At 59.7% G+C, this 17,493-nt stretch carries 15 protein-coding genes; 2 read left to right on the forward strand and 13 right to left on the reverse strand.

Translation table 11 applies throughout. From position 1 onward, the window contains the following. Nucleotides 1-173: 173 nt before the first annotated feature. The 4 genes from PMI30_RS01110 to argH all read right to left on the reverse strand — a co-directional run bounded on the left by PMI30_RS01110 (nt 174) and on the right by argH (nt 4,270). Complete coding sequence (locus tag PMI30_RS01110; RefSeq protein WP_008015000.1) at nt 174-998, reverse strand: ABC transporter substrate-binding protein; 825 nt, start codon at nt 996-998, stop codon at nt 174-176. A 53-nt stretch (nt 999-1,051) separates the two neighbouring features. Next, nucleotides 1,052-1,816 (reverse strand): amino acid ABC transporter ATP-binding protein, encoded by a 765-nt coding sequence (locus PMI30_RS01105; RefSeq protein WP_007900205.1) that lies wholly within the window; start codon nt 1,814-1,816, stop codon nt 1,052-1,054. Nucleotides 1,817-1,826: 10 nt separating this feature from the next. Further along, entirely contained in the window at nt 1,827-2,705 is an 879-nt protein-coding gene (locus PMI30_RS01100; RefSeq protein ID WP_008015001.1) for an amino acid ABC transporter permease, read from the reverse strand. Between the two features lie 137 nt (nt 2,706-2,842). Further along, on the reverse strand, nt 2,843-4,270 hold the full coding sequence (gene argH, locus PMI30_RS01095; protein WP_008015002.1) for an argininosuccinate lyase: 1,428 nt from the start codon (nt 4,268-4,270) through the stop codon (nt 2,843-2,845). A gap of 363 nt (nt 4,271-4,633) precedes the next feature. On the opposite strand from argH, the gene PMI30_RS01090 reads away from it, so the two are divergent. Then, complete coding sequence (locus PMI30_RS01090; protein WP_008015003.1) at nt 4,634-5,599, forward strand: LysR family transcriptional regulator; 966 nt, start codon at nt 4,634-4,636, stop codon at nt 5,597-5,599. 156 nt (nt 5,600-5,755) lie between these two features. On the opposite strand, the gene PMI30_RS01085 is transcribed toward PMI30_RS01090, so the two are convergent. From PMI30_RS01085 to arnB, 9 genes are read right to left on the reverse strand one after another with little or no spacing between them, the layout of a single operon-like run. Beyond that, the gene (locus PMI30_RS01085) at nt 5,756-7,375 is read right to left on the reverse strand and encodes an ArnT family glycosyltransferase (RefSeq protein ID WP_008015004.1); all 1,620 of its coding nucleotides are present in this window, start codon (nt 7,373-7,375) and stop codon (nt 5,756-5,758) included. Beyond that, complete coding sequence (locus PMI30_RS01080; RefSeq protein WP_008015006.1) at nt 7,348-8,727, reverse strand: UDP-glucose dehydrogenase family protein; 1,380 nt, start codon at nt 8,725-8,727, stop codon at nt 7,348-7,350. Before PMI30_RS01080 ends, PMI30_RS01085 begins: the two co-directional genes overlap by 28 nt. Beyond that, nucleotides 8,724-9,137 (reverse strand): 4-amino-4-deoxy-L-arabinose-phosphoundecaprenol flippase subunit ArnF, encoded by a 414-nt coding sequence (gene arnF / locus PMI30_RS01075; RefSeq protein WP_008015007.1) that lies wholly within the window; start codon nt 9,135-9,137, stop codon nt 8,724-8,726. The genes PMI30_RS01080 and arnF overlap by 4 nt, the downstream gene beginning before the upstream one ends. After that, nucleotides 9,134-9,478, reverse strand: coding sequence for a 4-amino-4-deoxy-L-arabinose-phosphoundecaprenol flippase subunit ArnE (gene arnE / locus PMI30_RS01070; protein WP_008015008.1), 345 nt, complete (start codon nt 9,476-9,478; stop codon nt 9,134-9,136). Before arnE ends, arnF begins: the two co-directional genes overlap by 4 nt. Continuing rightward, nucleotides 9,475-11,124: a lipid IV(A) 4-amino-4-deoxy-L-arabinosyltransferase gene (arnT, locus tag PMI30_RS01065; RefSeq protein ID WP_008015009.1), complete on the reverse strand. Its 1,650-nt coding sequence runs from the start codon at nt 11,122-11,124 to the stop codon at nt 9,475-9,477. The genes arnE and arnT overlap by 4 nt, the downstream gene beginning before the upstream one ends. Continuing rightward, complete coding sequence (arnD, locus tag PMI30_RS01060) at nt 11,121-12,005, reverse strand: 4-deoxy-4-formamido-L-arabinose-phosphoundecaprenol deformylase (protein ID WP_008015010.1); 885 nt, start codon at nt 12,003-12,005, stop codon at nt 11,121-11,123. Before arnD ends, arnT begins: the two co-directional genes overlap by 4 nt. Next, nucleotides 12,005-13,999, reverse strand: coding sequence for a bifunctional UDP-4-amino-4-deoxy-L-arabinose formyltransferase/UDP-glucuronic acid oxidase ArnA (arnA, locus tag PMI30_RS01055; protein ID WP_008015011.1), 1,995 nt, complete (start codon nt 13,997-13,999; stop codon nt 12,005-12,007). The genes arnD and arnA overlap by 1 nt, the downstream gene beginning before the upstream one ends. After that, the gene (gene arnC, locus PMI30_RS01050) at nt 13,996-15,015 is read right to left on the reverse strand and encodes an undecaprenyl-phosphate 4-deoxy-4-formamido-L-arabinose transferase (protein WP_008015012.1); all 1,020 of its coding nucleotides are present in this window, start codon (nt 15,013-15,015) and stop codon (nt 13,996-13,998) included. Before arnC ends, arnA begins: the two co-directional genes overlap by 4 nt. Continuing rightward, nucleotides 15,012-16,160 (reverse strand): UDP-4-amino-4-deoxy-L-arabinose aminotransferase, encoded by a 1,149-nt coding sequence (arnB, locus tag PMI30_RS01045; protein WP_008015013.1) that lies wholly within the window; start codon nt 16,158-16,160, stop codon nt 15,012-15,014. The genes arnC and arnB overlap by 4 nt, the downstream gene beginning before the upstream one ends. 387 nt (nt 16,161-16,547) lie before the next feature. On the opposite strand from arnB, the gene PMI30_RS01040 reads away from it, so the two are divergent. Beyond that, nucleotides 16,548-17,486 (forward strand): tyrosine-type recombinase/integrase, encoded by a 939-nt coding sequence (locus PMI30_RS01040; protein ID WP_032836306.1) that lies wholly within the window; start codon nt 16,548-16,550, stop codon nt 17,484-17,486. The last annotated feature ends 7 nt before the right edge of the window (nt 17,487-17,493 follow it).

Below are 17,493 nucleotides of genomic sequence, written 5' to 3' on the forward strand. Positions count from 1 at the left end.
GCCTCGCTCCTACAGGTATTCGAGGTTGCCCGCAGAATCCGGATCGACATCTAACCCTGTAGGAGCGAAGCTTGCTCGCGAAGGGGCCAGTACATTCAACATCGATGTCATCTGACAGATCGCCTTCGCGGGCAAGTCGGATCGCCGCACCGCTCGCTCCTACGGGGCAAGCATTACTTGCCGGCGTTGATGGTCACTGTCTTGATTGCACCCAATTCCAGGTCCCACTTCTTCAGGATCGCCTGGTAGCTGCCGTCATCGACCATGCTTTGCATCGCCACTTTCACCGCTTCACTCAGCTCAGGCTTTTTCTTGCTCACACCCAGCCCGGTGAATTGCTTGGAAATTGGCAGGCCCACGGTTTTGTACATGTCCTTTTCCTGGGTCTTCAGGTACGGCAGGGTTTCGCTGCCTTGCATGGCCGCGTCGATACGGCTTTGACGCAGTTGCGCGCGGGCGTCGGCCGAGCCTTCGGTGCCGATCACGTTGATTGCAGGCTTGCCGGCGGCTTCGCAGTTGGCCTTGCTCCATTCGGCGATTTCCGCCGGGAACGTGGTGCGTCGGCTAGTGCCGACTTTCTTGCCGCACAGGTCGATGATTTCGTTCGTGTCCTTGTTTTTCTGCAAGGTGTAGAACTGCGGACCGCTGGTGAAGTAGTCGACGAAGGTCACGCTGGCCTGACGCTCGGCGGTGTCGGTCATGCCCGACATCACCATGTCGACGCGGTCGGTGGTCAGCGCGTTGATCATTTGCTCAAAACCGGTTTCCTGCCATTTGATCTTCACGCCCAGCCGCTCGGCCAGGGCGTTGCCCAGGTCATAGTCCAGGCCTGTGAGGGTGTTGGTGGCCGGGTCCTTGAAATCCATCGGCGGGTAGTTCGGCATGATTGCCACAACGACCTCGCCCTTGTCCTTGATGCTTGCCGGTAGCTCGGCGGCCCAGGTGAAGCTGGAAGCCATAACGCCTGCGAGTACTGCTGGGATAACTATGTTCTTCATGGTCGTTCTCTTATGAGTGTTATTACGCAGCTCTTGGTTTCCGAGGCTGGCGCTTAGGTTCGAACGGCAGAAATGAAGCTTTGGGTGCGTGGGTTTTGCGGACTTATTAGTATTTCTTCGGGGCTTCCAGCCTCCACGATCTGTCCTTCGTCCATGAACACCATGCGGTTGGAAACCTCGCGAGCGAAGCCCAGTTCATGGGTGACGACGATCATGGTCATGCCGGTCTGCGCCAGATCGCGCATCACCGACAGCACCTCACCGACCAGTTCCGGGTCGAGTGCCGAAGTGGGTTCATCGAACAGCATCAGCTTGGGGCGCATGGCCAATGCACGGGCAATGGCGACACGTTGTTGCTGACCACCCGACAGTTCGATCGGGTAGCTGTTGCGCTTGTCGGCCAGGCCGACGCGAGCGAGCAATTCCAAGGCTTCTTCGTGCGCCTCTTTGGGCGAACGCTTGAGCACCTGGCACGGCCCTTCGATGATGTTTTGCAGCACAGTCATGTGCGGGAACAGGTTGAAACGCTGGAACACCATGCCGGTCGCCAGGCGCTGACGGGCGATCTGCGACTCGTTGAGTTCGTGCAGCTTGTTGCCGACGATGCGGTAACCCACCAGTTCGCCGTCGACCCACAGGCCGCCCTTGTCGATTTTTTCCAGCTGATTCACGCAGCGCAGCAGGGTGCTCTTGCCGGAGCCGGACGGGCCGATGATGCACAGCACTTCGCCTTGCTCGACCTCGATGTTGATGTCCTTGAGTGCGTGGAAATGGTCGTAGTACTTGTTCAGGCTCACGGCCTTGACGATGCTTCTCATGTGGGGCTCCTCAAGAACGCTTGCCGGCGCCGCGAGCGAAACGACGCTCCAGACGGCTTTGACCAAAGGACAGAACAGTGACGGTGGCCAGGTACCAGATACCGGCGACGATTAGCAGCTCCATCACGCGGGCGTTGGCGTAGTAGATGTTCTGGGCGTTGTAGAGCAGTTCCGAGTACTGGATGACACTCGCCAGGGAGGTCATTTTCACCATGCCGATGAACTCGTTACCCACCGGCGGAATGATGATCCGCATGGCCTGGGGCAGGATGATCCGGCGCAAGGCTTGCAGGCGTGGCATGCCGATCGACTTGGCGGCTTCGTACTGCCCGGTGTCGACCGACAGCAGACCGGCGCGCACCACTTCGGCGGTGTAGGCACCCTGGTTGATGCTCAAGCCGAGGAGGGCGGCCACAAACGGTGTCATCAGGCTCACGGTGTCCATTTCGAACAGGCCGGGAATGCCGATGGTGGGGAAGATCAGCGCCAGGTTGAACCACAGCAGCAGCTGCAGAATCAGCGGCGTACCGCGAAACAGCCAGGTGTAGGTCAGCGCCACATAGCGCAGGATCGGATTGGCCGACATGCGCATGATGGCGGTGATCACCCCGAACACGATGCCCAACGCCATCGCCAGCACCGCCATGACGATGGTGTTGAGCAAGCCCCACATAATGGCCTGTGAGGTGAGGAACTGGCCGATGTACGACCATTCGATCTTGCCTTCGGCGAAGGCCCGCACCAGGCCGACAATCGCAATCACGATCACCGTGGCGAAGAAAATCCTCCCGTAATAACGCCGTGGCACATGCTGGTACTGGGTGATATCGAACTGGTTTTCCGCCAGTTTGCGCTCCGACTGGAGTCGTTCTGCCTGAGTCTGGCTCATGTTGGTTCTCCGTACGCTGGTATTAATCCCTGTAGGAGCGAAGCTTGCTCGCGAAGGCGGTGGATCAGTTGTAATCAGTGTTGACTGACCCACCGCCTTCGCGAGCAAGCTTCGCTCCTACAGGGTTTCGCCGTGAATCAGAGGCGGAAACCCTGATAGTTCTCGGTCCATTGCTGCTGGGCGGCGAGGGCAGTCTTCAGTCGGCCGATCTGCTCGCGCACCTGTTGCGGCGCGGTTCCGCCCCAGCCGCTGCGGGCGGCGATGGCGGCTTCCAGCGTCAGGCTGTCGCGCACTTCAGGCTTGAGGCGCGGATCGATCTCGGCCAGCAGCGCCGGGGACGCTTCCCACAATTCGATGTCGTGCTTCTCACAGGCCTGGACCAATGCGCCGGTGATTTCGTGTGCTTCCTTGAACGGCACGCCGCGCACCGCCAGCCAGTCGGCCACTTCGGTAGCGAGGGTGAAACCCAGCGGTGCCTGACGACGCAGCTCTTCGACGTTGACCTTCATGGTCGCGACCATTCCGGCCATGGCCGGCAATACCAGCAGCAGGGTGTCGACGCTGTCGAGCACGCCGTTCTTGTCTTCACTCAAGTCGCGGTTGTAGGACAGCGGCAGTGATTTGAGGGTCGACAGCAAACCAGTCAGGTTGCCGATCAGGCGCCCAGCCTTGCCCCGGGCCAGTTCAGCGATGTCCGGGTTTTTCTTCTGCGGCATGATCGAACTGCCGGTGGCGTAGGCATCGTCCAGCGCGACCCAGCGAAATTGCCGCGAGGACCACAGGCAGAACTCTTCGGCGAGGCGGGAAATGTTGATCCCCAGCATGCTGGCGATAAACAGGAACTCGGCAACGTGATCGCGGCTGGCCACGGCGTCGATGGAGTTTTCGCAAACACCGATGTAGCCCATTTCCTTGGCCGACTGCTGTGGCAGGCGAGCAATGGCGGAACCGGCCATGGCCGCCGCACCGAGTGGCGACAGCGAGGTGCGCACATCCCAATCCACCAGGCGCTGCACGTCACGCAGCATCGATTGGGCGTGGGCCAGCAAGTGGTGAGCGAAGACGATCGGCTGGGCCTGTTGCAGATGAGTGAAACCGGGGCAGATGCTCTCGATGTGTTGCTCGGCCTGATCCACCAGCGCTTGTTGCAGGGCCAGCACTTCAACGGCCAGTGTGCGCACGTGATCACGCAGGAACAGGCGCAGGTCGTTGGCGGTCTGGTCGTTGCGCGAACGGCCGGCGCGCAGCTTGCCGCCCAGAGCGCCGAGGCGCTCGGTCAGCAGGCGCTCGATGAAGGTGTGGACGTCTTCATCGTCCAGCGTCGGCGCGATGCTGCCGGCACGGAAGTCATCACCGATACGCTCCAGGGCGTCGAGCATGGTCTGGGTTTCCTGCTCGCTCAGAAGCCCAGCGCGCTGCAATTCCCGGGCATGCGCCTTGGAACCGGCGAGGTCGTACGGGGTGAGGCGAAAGTAGCGCTCGGGGCAACGGGACAGGGCCGCCAGGGCTTCGGACGGGCCGCTCTTGAAGCGGGCACCCCAGAGACGGTCGGTGGTTTGAGACATTGTTGTTTTCCTCGTCGTTGCTCGGAAGTTAAAAATTAATCCGGTGTGAGGCCGAAGAGCTTCGCGGACAAGCCTCGCTCCTACAGATCACCAGTGTGCAGAGCCCGGAACACCCGCCGAAAATCATTCGGGCGTGGTTCGGCTCAATCAATATTCGAGGGCAGGGGAAAGCGCAGTTGCTAAATGGCGAGAGCTGATCGAAGTGTCAGCTTTTAATAGTTCGAAATCAGTGAGTTGGCACTGATCGGCGGGATTTATTAACGGTTGCCAAGCCTTGTTTTCTGTGTTCATTATTATTAGCCAGCACTGTTTTTGTTGTTGGACACAGATTGTTGAATAGGGCGCCAGAGGTAAATAAGCATTATGGAAACCCCACTTTCCAATTCCGGAAACCCGCCGCCAAAATCGGTGCATCGGGCACCGCTGGCCCTCAGCGGTCTGGACTTCAAACTGCTCAAAGTATTCAAGGCTGTGGTCGAGGCTGGCGGCTTCAGTGCAGCGCAGAATGAGCTGAATGTGGGCCTGGCGGCCATCAGCAAACAGATCTCCGACCTCGAGATTCGCATCGGCATGCGCCTGTGCACTCGAGGGCGGGAAGGTTTTCACCTGACTGAAGAAGGCCGTCTGGTGTATCAGGCGTCGATCGATTTGTTTGCCTCCGTCGACAACTTTCGTGACCGGCTTAGTTCGGCTCAGAACGAACTTATTGGCGACCTTGGAGTGGGTGTTATTGATAATACGATCACGGACGCTAATTCGCCGTTAGTTGCAGCGCTTAGAAAAATAAATGAAGAGTCGCCAAAAGTAAGGTTTCAACTTCAAGCGTCTCAGTTAGATGAGGTAGAAAGAGGCGTGGTCGAGGGGCGGTTAGTGGCCGGGATCGTGCCGGTTTATCAGAAAAGAGAAGAGTTCGATTACTTTCCGCTTTATGAAGAACGCTCGTATGTGTATTGCGCCGTTGGCCATCCACTGTTCGCGCTACCGGAGGCGGACATGGGCAGCAACGTGCTGCTGGATTACGAGTGCATCAACCACCGCTACGCGATCCATCGGGACAAACTGAATTTTGCCCGCTACGACAGCTTTTCCGCCTCGGCGACTCAAGTGGAAGCCGTGGCGTTGCTGGTCAAGACCGGCCGTTTTGTGGGTTTTCTGCCCGAGCATTACGCGGCAACACTGGTGGCTCAGGGACTGTTTCGGGCGGTGCGGCCGGACCTGATCAACATCGTCACGCCGTTCAATCTGATCCTGCGCCACAACACCGTGCGCAGTCCGTTGGTGAAGGCGTTTGCCCAGGCGCTGGGCGTGGATTTGAAGGCCACGGTTTGATGTCAATGTGGCTAACAATAACTAGCGGACAATACATGCCTGTGCAGGAGCTGCCGAAGGCTGCGATCTTTTGATCTTGCTCTTTTGCAACCTTGAAGCCGCCAAAAGATCGCAGCCTTTGGCAGCTCCTACAGTCGCCAACAGGTCCGGCCCAAACTACGGTTTCAAATGCAGCAACACGAAATCGTTTTTATCGAAACGTCCGCTCAACACCGGTTGCAGGGCCCCGAGCGAAGTCCCTTGCAAGGCCTTATAGTCGCTTCGATCCATCATCAACCAAACCGGTGCCGAGAGGGCTTCCAGTTCCTGAATCGATTCGGTGAACACCGGTTGCAAATCCTGCTCGATATTGACCATGAACTTGATCGCCTTGGCATCCTTGCCCATGCCGTGCAGCACCAGCGGCGCCGGGTCTTTCTGAACCTCTGCAAACGTGGCTCGGCTGAAGGTTTGCGTGTCGTAAAGCTGACGTTCGACTGGTTCAAACACGAGGATGTAAACCGACCACAGTGCCAGGACCGCGCAACCGGCCAATACTTCGGCCCGCCAGTGAGATCGTAACCACGCCACCAGCGCGATGAGTTGCAACGCGGCAAGCCCGATCAGTACCGGCACAAAGGCTGTCGGTTGCGTGGGCAGGCGCCGCTGAGCAACCAGCAATGCGACGATCAATAGCCCCGGAATCAGCAACCACAGCCCTTGCATCAAGGTCCGCAACCAACCGAACACCCGCCCCTGGGCCACCTGAAACGGGTACGCCGCAATGATCGCCGCCATAGGCAGCATCGGCAGAAGGTAACGGGCCTTTTTCGCTTGCGGAATCGACAAGCCAATCATCACGATCAACCCGGCCGCCGTGCAGTACTGCAACAGCCGCAATGCCGGACCGGCCTGCCGTGGATTCGTCAGCCAGACCGCGGCCAACACCAGCAACGCCAGCGGATAAGCGAGCGCATAGTTGCCTAACGAAGCGGTGAAGTAATAAAGCGAACCACTGACACCTTCACTGCCGTCCATGCGCCCCAAAAACTGCATGCGCACCACGTCCTGCATGAAGGCCGGTCCGCCGCTGGTTTCGGCAAACCACAGCAGCACCCCGACACACACCGCCAGCGCCACGGCTGCCGCCAAACCGAAGCCGAATAACCGCGACCATTGGCGATTGAGCACGTAATAGCTGCACAGCATGCCGGTGGGAATCACCAGCCCGATCGGCCCGCGAATCCCGAAGCCCAGCAGCAACAAGGCAAGAATCAGCGGCAGCCGACGAGGCATCGCGAAATGATCGGTGGCATACCCCAGGTAGAACACCGAAAACGCGACGGCTGCCAGCATCAAGTCCTGGGAGACGGCACGTGTTTCAGTGACAAACGTACTGGTCAGCAACATCAGGGCGATGCTCAGCAGCGCCCAGCGTCTGGAGTACGGCGCGAGCAACCGGTACATCAACGTGACAATCACAGCGGCAGCGATGGCGCTCGGTAACCAGGCGCTAAGGCTGTTGACCTGCCCGAACGGCAGGGACAACAGCCAGATGAACAGCGTAGAAACCGCCGAGTAATCCGCATAAGGCTGACCATAAGTGGTCGGAAAAACCGATGGCCCGTGACGCAGCATCTCTTGGGCGAACAGCACAAACCGCGAGTCGAACCCGATTGCTGCTTGCTGATAAACCCCGGCGACGAACAGCATTAGCGCCAGCAGCCCAATCCCCAGGGACTGCCGACGAATGCCGGGTGATACCGTATTCACGCGACGACTGAGGCCGCTGGCCATTGCTGAAGGGGAATCGGCAGTTTGCGCGATTCACCGCGGCCCATCGGGAAGTACAGGAAGCCGCTGCGGGCCAGGCGCTCGGCGTCGTACAGGTTACGCCCGTCGAAAATCACCGGTGCGTTAAGCCGCTGCTGGATCAGATCGAAGTCCGGCGCCTTGAACTGCTGCCATTCGGTGCAGACGATCAGTGCGTCGGCCCCGGTAAGAACCGATTCTGGTGTGCCCATGAGCATCAGCCTGGATTCGTCCGGGTAAAGGTGCTGGGTTTCCTGCATGGCTTCCGGGTCGAACGCCCGCACATGAGCCCCGGCGGCCCACAGCGATTCCAGCAGCACCCGGCTCGGCGCATCGCGCATGTCGTCGGTGTTGGGCTTGAAGGCCAGGCCCCACACGGCGAAGGTCTTGCCGCGTAAATCGCCCTTGTAGAAGGCGTTGATGCGTTCGAACAGTTTGTGTTTCTGCCGCTCGTTGATAGCTTCCACTGCTTGCAGCAGGTCGCTGGAGCAGTGGGCCTCTTCGGCACTGTGAATCAGTGCGCGCATGTCTTTGGGGAAACACGAGCCGCCATAACCGCAGCCAGGATAGATAAAGTGGTAACCGATGCGTGAATCGGCGCCGATGCCCAGTCGTACCGATTCGATATCGGCGCCCAGGTGTTCGGCCAGCTCGGCGATCTGGTTGATGAAACTGATCTTGGTCGCCAGCATGCAGTTGGCGGCGTATTTGGTCAGCTCGGCGCTGCGCAGGTCCATGAACATGATGCGGTCATGGTTGCGGTTGAACGGGGCGTAGAGGTCGCGCATCACGTCGCGCACTTCATCGCGCTCACAGCCTATGATGATGCGGTCCGGGCGCCGGCAATCGGCCACGGCCGAACCTTCCTTGAGAAACTCGGGGTTGGAGACGATATCGAACTGCAGCAGCCGACCGGCCTTGAGCAGGTACTTTTCAATATGCGCGCGCAGCGTATCGCCCGTGCCCACCGGTACCGTGGATTTCTCCACCAGAATCACCGGTTGTTCGCGGTGACGCGCCACCGCTTCACCCACGGACAACACGTATTGCAGATCCGCTGAACCATCCTCCCGCGACGGCGTGCCGACGGCGATGAACAGCACCTGGCCATGTTGCACCGCGAATTTTTCGTCCGAGGTGAACTGCAGCCGTTTGGCTTCCAGGCTTTCGCGCACCAGGCTGGCCAGCCCCGGTTCGAAGATGCTGACGTGGCCTTGTTGCAGCAACGCAACCTTCTTCTCGTCAATGTCCATGCACACCACGTCGTGGCCGACTTCAGCCAGGACGGCGGCCTGCACCAGACCAACATAACCGCTACCAAATACACTGATTTTCATGATGCACTCCTAAGTTCGGGCGCGCGAGCAGGTCGAGAATTAATCGTGATAACACCGAGGATGACCAGCGCCACTCCCAGGGTTTTTGAAAGACTGAAGGATTCGTTGAACAGTGGCAGGCTGGCGGCCAGCACATACACCAGCGCGTAGCTGATGCTCAGCAGCGAATAAGCCCGGCCTAGGGGCAGATCCCGCAGGGCGGCGAGCCAGGTGAGCATCGAGACGGCATAGGCGAGGATGGCGGCCAGCACGACGGCCACGGCGGACACATCGACGCTGCCGTCGCTCAAGGAAGCCAGCCATTGTTCGGGATGTGGCAAGCGGGTCATGCTCCAACGCATGCCCAACTGTGCGACGCTGCCCAGCAGCACGCTGCCCAGGGCGTAGACGATTCCGCGACGCAGGCTCATGCGTGTTGCCCCAGCAGCGCCACGCCAGCGATCACCAGCGCCACACCCAACCAGTGACGGCGGTCGATGACTTCGTGAAAGACGAAACGGGCGACCAGTGTGATCAGCACGAAATTCAGGCTGAGCATGGGATAGGCGATACCGACTTCGAGGCGCTGCAACACCAGCAGCCAGACCAGCAAGCCCAACCCCAGAGAGGCGAGCGCCAGCCACAGCCACGGCGAACGCAGTTTCTCGCCCCAGCCCGAGGCCTTGCCGCGCCAGCTTTCCACGGCGTACTTCTGGGCGACCTGGCCCAGGCAGGTCAGCAGGCAGGCGGCCAGTAGCAGCAGCAGGCTCATGATGCACCCTGAGGGAAGATCAGAATCACCAGGTTGCCTTGTTCATAACGTTTGCCATCCTTGGGCAGCAGTTCGATTTCTTGCAGTTCGTCATCCCCTTTGACCCGCATCACCACGCCGACAGAACCGCTCTGGCGGGCTTCGCGCATCCACTGTTGCACGTGCTTGAGGTCGACCCGCTGCTGTATGCCGTCAGGATAGGCGAGGCCATATTTCAATTCACCTATTGTGTTGTACAAGGCCACGTCAGGGCGTTTCAGGCGCCAGGCCAGGGCCGAGGCGGCGCCCAGGTCATTGCTCAATAGCTTGTCGGTTTGCGCCAGTTCCGGGGCGTGCTGGAGGATGAACTGATCGGGCATCTTGTTCGCCACCACCGAGTCGGGCATCCCGGCCGGCAGCACGCCGATCAGCAGCAAGCTGCCGAAGGCCGGTGCCGCCCAGCATTGCAAGGGACGGAAGGCCTGAAGCAGGTTGGTGATGATCCAGCCGATCAACCCGATGAACACCAGCACCAGATTGTGCAGTTCGTGGGTGTACAGCGGTTTTTTCAGTTGTAGGTAGATCAGTGCAATCAGGACGATCAGGCCCAGCGTCATGTTAAGCAGGCCATTGATCCCCAGCACCCGGCCCTGCTCCAGTTTCAGTCGGTCCGCCAAGGCATGGCCCAGCAACAGCGCCAGGGGCAGCAGGCAGGGCATGATGTAGGTCGGCAGCTTGCCGTTGCTCAGGCTGAAAAACAGCAAGGGCATCAGCAACCACAGCAGCAGGAAAGCGATGTTGGCCTGACGCCGGGTCTGCCAGGCCTGTTTCAGCGCCGACGGCAGCAACGCCGCCCACGGCAGACTGAATGCCACCAGCAACGGCAGGTAGAACCACCATGGCGCATCGTGTTGTGCGTCATCCCCGGCGAAACGGCGAATGTGTTCGTGCCAGAAGAAGAACCGCCAGTAATCGGGTTCCTGCGTGTGCACCGCCAAGGCCCACGGCAGACTCACCGCTATGGCCACGGCAATCGCCACCGGGCCGTAAGTCAGCAATTCGCGCCAGCGTTTCTGCCAGAGTACCCAGGGCAGGGCGATCAGCACCGGCAGCAGCCAGGCGAGGAACCCCTTGGTCATGAAGCCCATGCCGCAGGCCAGCCCCAGCACCGCCCAACCGAGTAGACGCCGACCACGGCTGACGCTGTCCAGCGCAAACCACAAAGCCACCAGGCTCAAATTGACCCAGAAGGTGAATTGCGGATCAAGGTTGGCGTAACCCGCCTGGCCAGCAACCACCGTGAAGCTCATGTACAGCAGCGCGCAGGCAAAGCTCTTGCGCGGCTCATTCCACAGCCGCCGGGCGATCAGATAACACAGCAATACGCTCAGCCCGGTGCTCAGCACCGAGGCGATGCGCACACCAAACAGGTTGTCGCCAAACAGTGCCTGACCGATGGCGATCATCCAGTAGCCCGCGATGGGCTTTTCGAAGTAACGCAGGCTCATGAAGTGCGGCGACACCCAATTGCCGCTCAGGAGCATGTCCTGGCTGATCTGGGCGTAACGGGTTTCGTCGGGAATCCATAAGCCGTGGGTGCCTAGCGGCAGCAAGTACGCCAGCGCCAAGACGACCAGCAAAAACGGCAGTGCCCAGCGCTTGCTCATGCGCCTTGTACCCCCAGCCAGCCTTCACGGCCCTCGAGGGTGCCGCGTACAACCCGGCCCTTCGGCAAGATGACGGGGGCTTCGGGTAGTAAATTGCCCAAGGGTTGGAAATGAATATCACGTTGGCGAGCATCGGCCAATAATTGGCGAAAATCGTTGGCCATCAGAATCCCTTCTACTTCAGCATGGATCGTGTAGACGTTGAGTTTTTGCGGGGAGAACCGCTCAAGAATGAAGGCGTTGAAGTCTTTGGCTGCGACGGTCGGGCCGACCACCTCGTCGAAGGTCGGCAGGTCCACCGGAATCTGCGGTACCCCCGAACGGCCATCGGCCAAGGTCGGCCGGAACAGGTGCTGGCCTCGACAATCGCTGTTGTAGCGAAAGCCGAAACGCTGCTTGGCCTCAATCACGCGCTCGTCCGCCCGCCAACCGGCGGACGCCGAGCACTCGACCTTTTGCCCGAGGATGTCACTGAGGCTGTCGACGCCACGGCGAATCTGTTCGATCAGTTGCGCCTGGCTCCAGCGTCCGGCATTGGCTTGCCAGCCATGGTGATCCCAGGCGTGCAGGCCGACTTCATGCCCGGCCGCCAGGGTCTGGCGCATCAGGTGCCCGAGATCGCGACCGATCGGTTTGCCCGGCCACGCGGTGCCGGCCAGCAAAATGTCCCAGCCATACAGGCCGGCGGCGTTGGAACGCAGCATCTTCCAGAGGAACTGCGGGCGGATCAGGCGCCACAAGTGGCGGCCCATGTTGTCCGGCCCGACGCTGAAGAAAAACGTCGCCTTGACCTGCGCTTCATCGAGCATTTCCAGCAGCCGCGGCACCCCTTCACGGGTGCCTCGGTAAGTGTCGACATCGATTCGAAGGCCGGCCTGCATCAACGTTTTTTGTCCGCGATTTCGAGCATTGCCTCGCGCAAGAAGAAGTCCAGTGTGTTGCCGATGGTCTCGGTCATCTCCACCGTGGGTGCCCAGTCAAGCAGACGCTTGGCGTTGGCGATGCTCGGTTTGCGATGAGACACGTCCTGGTAGCCGGTGCCGTAGAAGGCCTTGCTTTCGATGTCGCGGAAACCGGCGAATGGCGGGAAGTTGCCGCGCAGTGGGTGCGCTTCGAACTGACGTAGCAGTTCTTCGCCCAACTGCCGAATACTGGCTTCGTTATCCGGGTTGCCAATGTTGATGATCTGGCCGTTGCAGGCGTCGTTGTCGTTGTCGATGATCCGCGCCAGGGCTTCGACGCCATCGGCGATGTCGGTGAAGCAGCGCTTTTGTTCGCCACCGTCGAACAGACGGATCGGCGTGCCTTCTACCAGGTTCAGGATCAATTGGGTGATGGCCCGGGAACTGCCGATGCGCGCCGAGTCCAGACGGTCCAGGCGTGGTCCCATCCAGTTGAAAGGTCGGAACAGGGTGAAGTTCAGGCCTTTCTGGCCGTAAGCCCAGATCACCCGGTCAAGCAGTTGCTTGGAGATCGAGTAGATCCAGCGTTGCTTGTTGATTGGCCCGACCACCAGGTTGGAGCTGTCCTCGTCGAAGTTGGCGTCCTGGCACATGCCATAGACTTCCGAGGTCGAGGGGAAGATCACGCGCTTGTTGTACTTGACGCAGTAGCGAACCAGTTTCAGGTTCTCTTCGAAATCCAGTTCGAATACCCGCAGCGGATTGCGGGTGTATTCGATCGGCGTGGCAATCGCCACCAGCGGCAGAACCACATCGCATTTCTTGATGTGGTATTCGATCCACTCGGAGTGGATGCTGATATCGCCTTCGACGAAGTGGAAATTCGGGTGGCTGCGCAGGCGATCGATGGCGTCCGAGCCAATGTCCAGGCCATACACTTCATAGCGGTCGTCACGCAGCAGGCGTTCAGACAGGTGATTGCCGATGAAACCGTTGACGCCAAGGATCAGTACCCGGGTGCGACGCGGTGCACGGCCCGATTCAGCGCCACGCAGCACCGAACCATCGACCAGCCCCAGTTCGTTGGCCAGTTGCGGGCCGCTCAGGTACAGGCCGTTGTCGTTACGCTGGCCGGCGTTGATTACCAGCGAGTCTTCGCCGCAAGCAATGCGTAGCGGATCGACGCTGATGACCCGGCCCGGTGCCTGGCCTTCATTGCCCTTGACGATGTCGGCGCTCCAGACAATCAGCTTGTGCTCTCCCACGGCGCAGAAGGCGCCCGGGTAAGGCTGGGTCACGGCGCGGACCAGATTGAACAGCTCTTCAGCCGGTTTGTTCCAGAGCAGTTTGCCGTCCGCCGGGGTGCGGCGACCGAACACCGTGGCTTTGGATTCGTCCTGTGGGGTTTCGCTGACTTTGCCCTGAAGCAGCGCGGGGAGGGTGTCGCGCAGCAGATCGGTGGCCGCCAGGCGCAATTTACCGTGCAAGGTCAGCGCGGTGTCGGTGCGCTCGATCGCCACCCGTTGCTGGGCGATGATCGCGCCGGCATCGGCACGTTTGACCATGCGGTGCAGGGTCACGCCGGTTTCCGTTTCACCGTTGACCAGCACCCAGTTGGCCGGTGCCCGGCCACGGTAGCGAGGCAGCAACGAGCCGTGCAGGTTGAATGCGCCTTTACTGGCCGTGGCCAACAGCGGTTCGCTCAACAGATTGCGGTAGTAGAACGAGAACAGGTAATCGGGGTTGAGCTTGCTGATGCGCTCGATCCACAGCGGGTGGTTGGCGTCTTCCGGGGCGTGCACCGGGATGCCTTTGCGCGCGCACAGCTGCGCAACCGAGCCATAGAACGCGTTTTCCTTCGGGTCATCGGGATGGGTGAACACGGCGGCAATCTCGTAACCCGAGTTGAGCAGGGTTTCGATGCCGGCACAGCCAATATCGTGATAAGCGAAGACAACAGCTTTTGCACTCATGAGAGAACCTGATCTGAAGAAGTGGAAGTGAGACCGTCAACGGTGACAACGGGGGCAGGAGCAGAGGGGGTGCTACGCAAAACCTTTTCGATAAAGAACCGTGGACGCGCCCGGACGTCGCTGTACATGCGGCCCAGGTATTCACCCAACAGGCCCATGCCGATGAATTGCCCGCCGGTAAAGACGAACAGCACGGCGAACAGCACAAACAGACCATCGCCAGCCCACTCGGCGCCGAAGACCAGGCGCAGGACGATCAGCATGACGGCGAACAGCAGGCCGATGCCGGCCATGCCGAAGCCGACGATGCTCAGTAATCGCAGCGGTGTGGTGGTCATGCAGGTGATCAGGTCGAACATCAGGCTGATCAGGCGCATCGGGCTGTATTTGGATTCGCCGTGTTCGCGCTCGGCGTGGGTCACCAGGATTTCGGTGGTGTGGCGGGCGAAGCTATTGGCCAGGATCGGGATGAAGGTGCTGCGTTCGCGGCAGGCGAGCATGGCGTCGACAATGGTCCGGCGATAGGCGCGCAACATGCAGCCGTAGTCGCTCATGGCAACACCGGTGGAACGTTGCACGGCGAGGTTGATCAGTTTCGACGGCCAGCGGCGCAAGGCCGAGTCCTGACGATTGTTGCGCACCGTGGCGACCACGTCGTAGCCCAGTTCGGCCTGAGCCACCAGCCGCGGGATTTCTTCCGGCGGGTTTTGCAGGTCCGCGTCTAGGGTGATGACCACATCACCCTTGCACTGTTCGAAACCGGCCATGATCGCTGCGTGCTGGCCGTAGTTACGGTTGAGAATGACCGCCACCACCGGGCTGCACTCGCGATTGGCAGCGTCCTCGAGGATTTGCGCCGAGTTGTCGCGACTGCCGTCATCGACCAACACTATTTCGTAATCGTGGTGCAGTTGCTGGCACGCCGCTTCGGTGCGACGCAGTAGCTCGGGCAGGCTGTCTTGCTCGTTGTAGACCGGGATGACGATTGATACGCAACGGATCGGATAAGGTTTCACAGGCTTCTGTCCAGTGTTTTTTCAATGGCGCCGACAACACGATCGACATCATCGGTGGTCATGTCAGGGAACAACGGGATCGAACACAGCCGCGCCGAATTCCATTCGGTGTTGGGCAGGTAGATGTTGGGGAAACGCTGGCGGTAGTAGGTGTGCAGGTGAGTGGCGATGAAGTGAATGCCGGTGCCGATGTTCTGTTCCTGCAGGGCTTTCATGAACGCCTCGCGGTCCAGCCCGCAACGTTCGGTGTCGATACGCAGAATGAACAGGTGCCAGGCGTGCTGCTGCGCGTACGCCGGAACGGCCAGCGGTTGCACCGGCAAGCCTTCCAGGCGTTGCAAATAGGTCTGGGCCAGCTCCGTGCGCTTGGCGTTGATCGCGTCCAGTCGTTCCAGTTGCACCAGGGCGATGGCCGCGTTGATGTCGGCCAGGTTGTACTTGAAGCCAGGCTCCATCACTTGGGCCTGAGGTTTGCGGCCGTGAGTCAGGCGGTCGTAGGCATCCACGCCAAGACCATGAAACTTGAGCATGCGCACCCGAGTGGCCAGCGCTTCATCGTCGCTGACGAACATCGCACCCTCGGCGCAGGTCATGTTCTTGATTGCGTGGAACGAGAAGATCGCCGTGCCTTGGGCGCCGACATGACGACCTTTGTAGAAAGTGCCCGCCGCATGCGCCGCGTCTTCGATGACAGCGATGCCATGTTTGTCGGCCAGCGCGTAGAGCGGATCGAGGTCGAACGCCGCGCCGGCGTAATGCACTGGAATGATTGCCTTGGTACGAGGCGTGATCGCCGCTTCGATGCTTGCCCGGTCGCTCATCAATGTGTCGCGGTCAACGTCGACGAAAACCGGCGTCGCGCCGAGCAGGCAGATCATGTTGGCGGTCGATACCCAGGTCTGGGACGGTGTGATGACCTCGTCGCCGGGACCAATTCCCAATGCCAGTAATGTGATGTGCATGCCGCCGGTGGCTGAAGACAATGCGACGGCATGGCGACAGCCGACATAGTTGGCGAAGTGCTCTTCCAGTTGCTGGTTTTTCGGCCCGGTGGTAATCCAGCCGGAGCGCAGTACTTGCTCTACGGCGGCAATTTCTTCGTCGCCGATACTGGGGCGAGAGAAGGGGAGAAACGCCTGACTCATGGGTACCTCGGAGCTGAAAAGTGAATAGCCTTGAAGCTAAAAACAGTGGATCCAATGTCAGCGTAGACGCTAAAACAAAAGCTGCATCAAGCAGTTGCCAGAAACTTGTGACAAATCACATTGATTGACTTTTCCTGCCGAGGCCGGCAGGTTGGGTGTTCGCAGGGAGTGACCCTCGACCCATTGAGGTTAAGCGCGATTTTGTGAAAGGAACATGAAAAACCGGTAGTTGAATCGTTTATCTGAAGCTCATACAGCCACTGTTCAGACTTCTACCGCTTATCGCGTTTTTCATAGGAAAAGACTTACAGAAGTGTCCTCGTTAAAGGACTTGTGTTGCATTCCTTAGTTGTTTTGTTGAACTTTATTCATTTCAAGGCCGTTTCATTGATTGACTTACCTGCAACTGAATCCATCGCTTCAAAAGCCAACCCGTTAACCCTGTATCTGGCGCGCCTGGCACCGTCCAGCCAGCTGACCATGCGCTATGTGTTGCAGGACGCCGCCGACCGTCTGGACTTCGAAGACGTGAACATCGAAGAGATTCCCTGGCACGAGCTGCAACCCGAGGATGTCGTTGCACTGGTGGCGACCTTGCGCGAAGACGGCTACGCGCCCAACACCTCGTCGCTGTACGTAAACGCGGTGCGCGGGGTGATGAACGAGGCGTGGCGCATGAGCCTGATCAGTCAGGAGCACTTGCTGAAAATGCGTTCGGTCAAAGGCATTGCCGGCACGCGACTGTCCCAGGGGCGCAACCTCAAGCGCACCTTGATCCGCGATCTGATGGAGGTTTGCGCCGCCGATCCACGGCCACAAGGGCTGCGGGATGCGGCAATCATCGGGATTCTGTACGGTTCGGGGATGCGCAAATCGGAATCGGTGAATCTGGACCTGGCCCAGGTGGATTTCACCGAGCGCAGCCTGTGCGTCACCGCCAAGGGCAACAAACAGTTGATCAAGTACGCGCCAGCCTGGGCCTTCGCCAAACTGGATGCGTGGCTGGAGTTGCGGCGTTCGCAGTTAAAGGAGGGCGAGACGGATGATCCGTTCCTGTTCAACCGCATCCGCCGTGGCAGCCACATTACCCGCGAGCGCATCACCAAGCATGCGATCTACTACATTGCCCGGCAACGCGGTGCGCAAGTCGGGGTGAAAATCATGCCGCACGATTTCAGGCGGTCGTTCATCACCCGAGTGATTGAAGAGCACGACCTGTCGATCGCGCAGAAACTGGCCCACCACAGCAACATCCAGACCACGGCCAATTACGATGTGCGCGACGACAATGAACGCCGTCGGGCAGTGGACCGCTTCGACCTTTGACGGCGGG

Source organism: Pseudomonas sp. GM50, from assembly GCF_000282375.1.
Taxonomy (GTDB): domain Bacteria; phylum Pseudomonadota; class Gammaproteobacteria; order Pseudomonadales; family Pseudomonadaceae; genus Aquipseudomonas.

Coding starts and splice junctions, on each gene's coding strand:
- PMI30_RS01080 (WP_008015006.1), bottom strand. CDS start 8,727: ATGAAAATCAGTGTATTTGGTAGCGGTTATGTTGGTCTGGTGCAGGCC.
- PMI30_RS01110 (WP_008015000.1), bottom strand. CDS start 998: ATGAAGAACATAGTTATCCCAGCAGTACTCGCAGGCGTTATGGCTTCC.
- PMI30_RS01090 (WP_008015003.1), top strand. CDS start 4,634: ATGGAAACCCCACTTTCCAATTCCGGAAACCCGCCGCCAAAATCGGTG.
- arnT (WP_008015009.1), bottom strand. CDS start 11,124: ATGAGCAAGCGCTGGGCACTGCCGTTTTTGCTGGTCGTCTTGGCGCTG.
- arnD (WP_008015010.1), bottom strand. CDS start 12,005: ATGCAGGCCGGCCTTCGAATCGATGTCGACACTTACCGAGGCACCCGT.
- arnA (WP_008015011.1), bottom strand. CDS start 13,999: ATGAGTGCAAAAGCTGTTGTCTTCGCTTATCACGATATTGGCTGTGCC.
- arnB (WP_008015013.1), bottom strand. CDS start 16,160: ATGAGTCAGGCGTTTCTCCCCTTCTCTCGCCCCAGTATCGGCGACGAA.
- PMI30_RS01105 (WP_007900205.1), bottom strand. CDS start 1,816: ATGAGAAGCATCGTCAAGGCCGTGAGCCTGAACAAGTACTACGACCAT.
- PMI30_RS01100 (WP_008015001.1), bottom strand. CDS start 2,705: ATGAGCCAGACTCAGGCAGAACGACTCCAGTCGGAGCGCAAACTGGCG.
- argH (WP_008015002.1), bottom strand. CDS start 4,270: ATGTCTCAAACCACCGACCGTCTCTGGGGTGCCCGCTTCAAGAGCGGC.
- PMI30_RS01085 (WP_008015004.1), bottom strand. CDS start 7,375: ATGGCCAGCGGCCTCAGTCGTCGCGTGAATACGGTATCACCCGGCATT.
- arnF (WP_008015007.1), bottom strand. CDS start 9,137: ATGAGCCTGCGTCGCGGAATCGTCTACGCCCTGGGCAGCGTGCTGCTG.
- arnE (WP_008015008.1), bottom strand. CDS start 9,478: ATGAGCCTGCTGCTGCTACTGGCCGCCTGCCTGCTGACCTGCCTGGGC.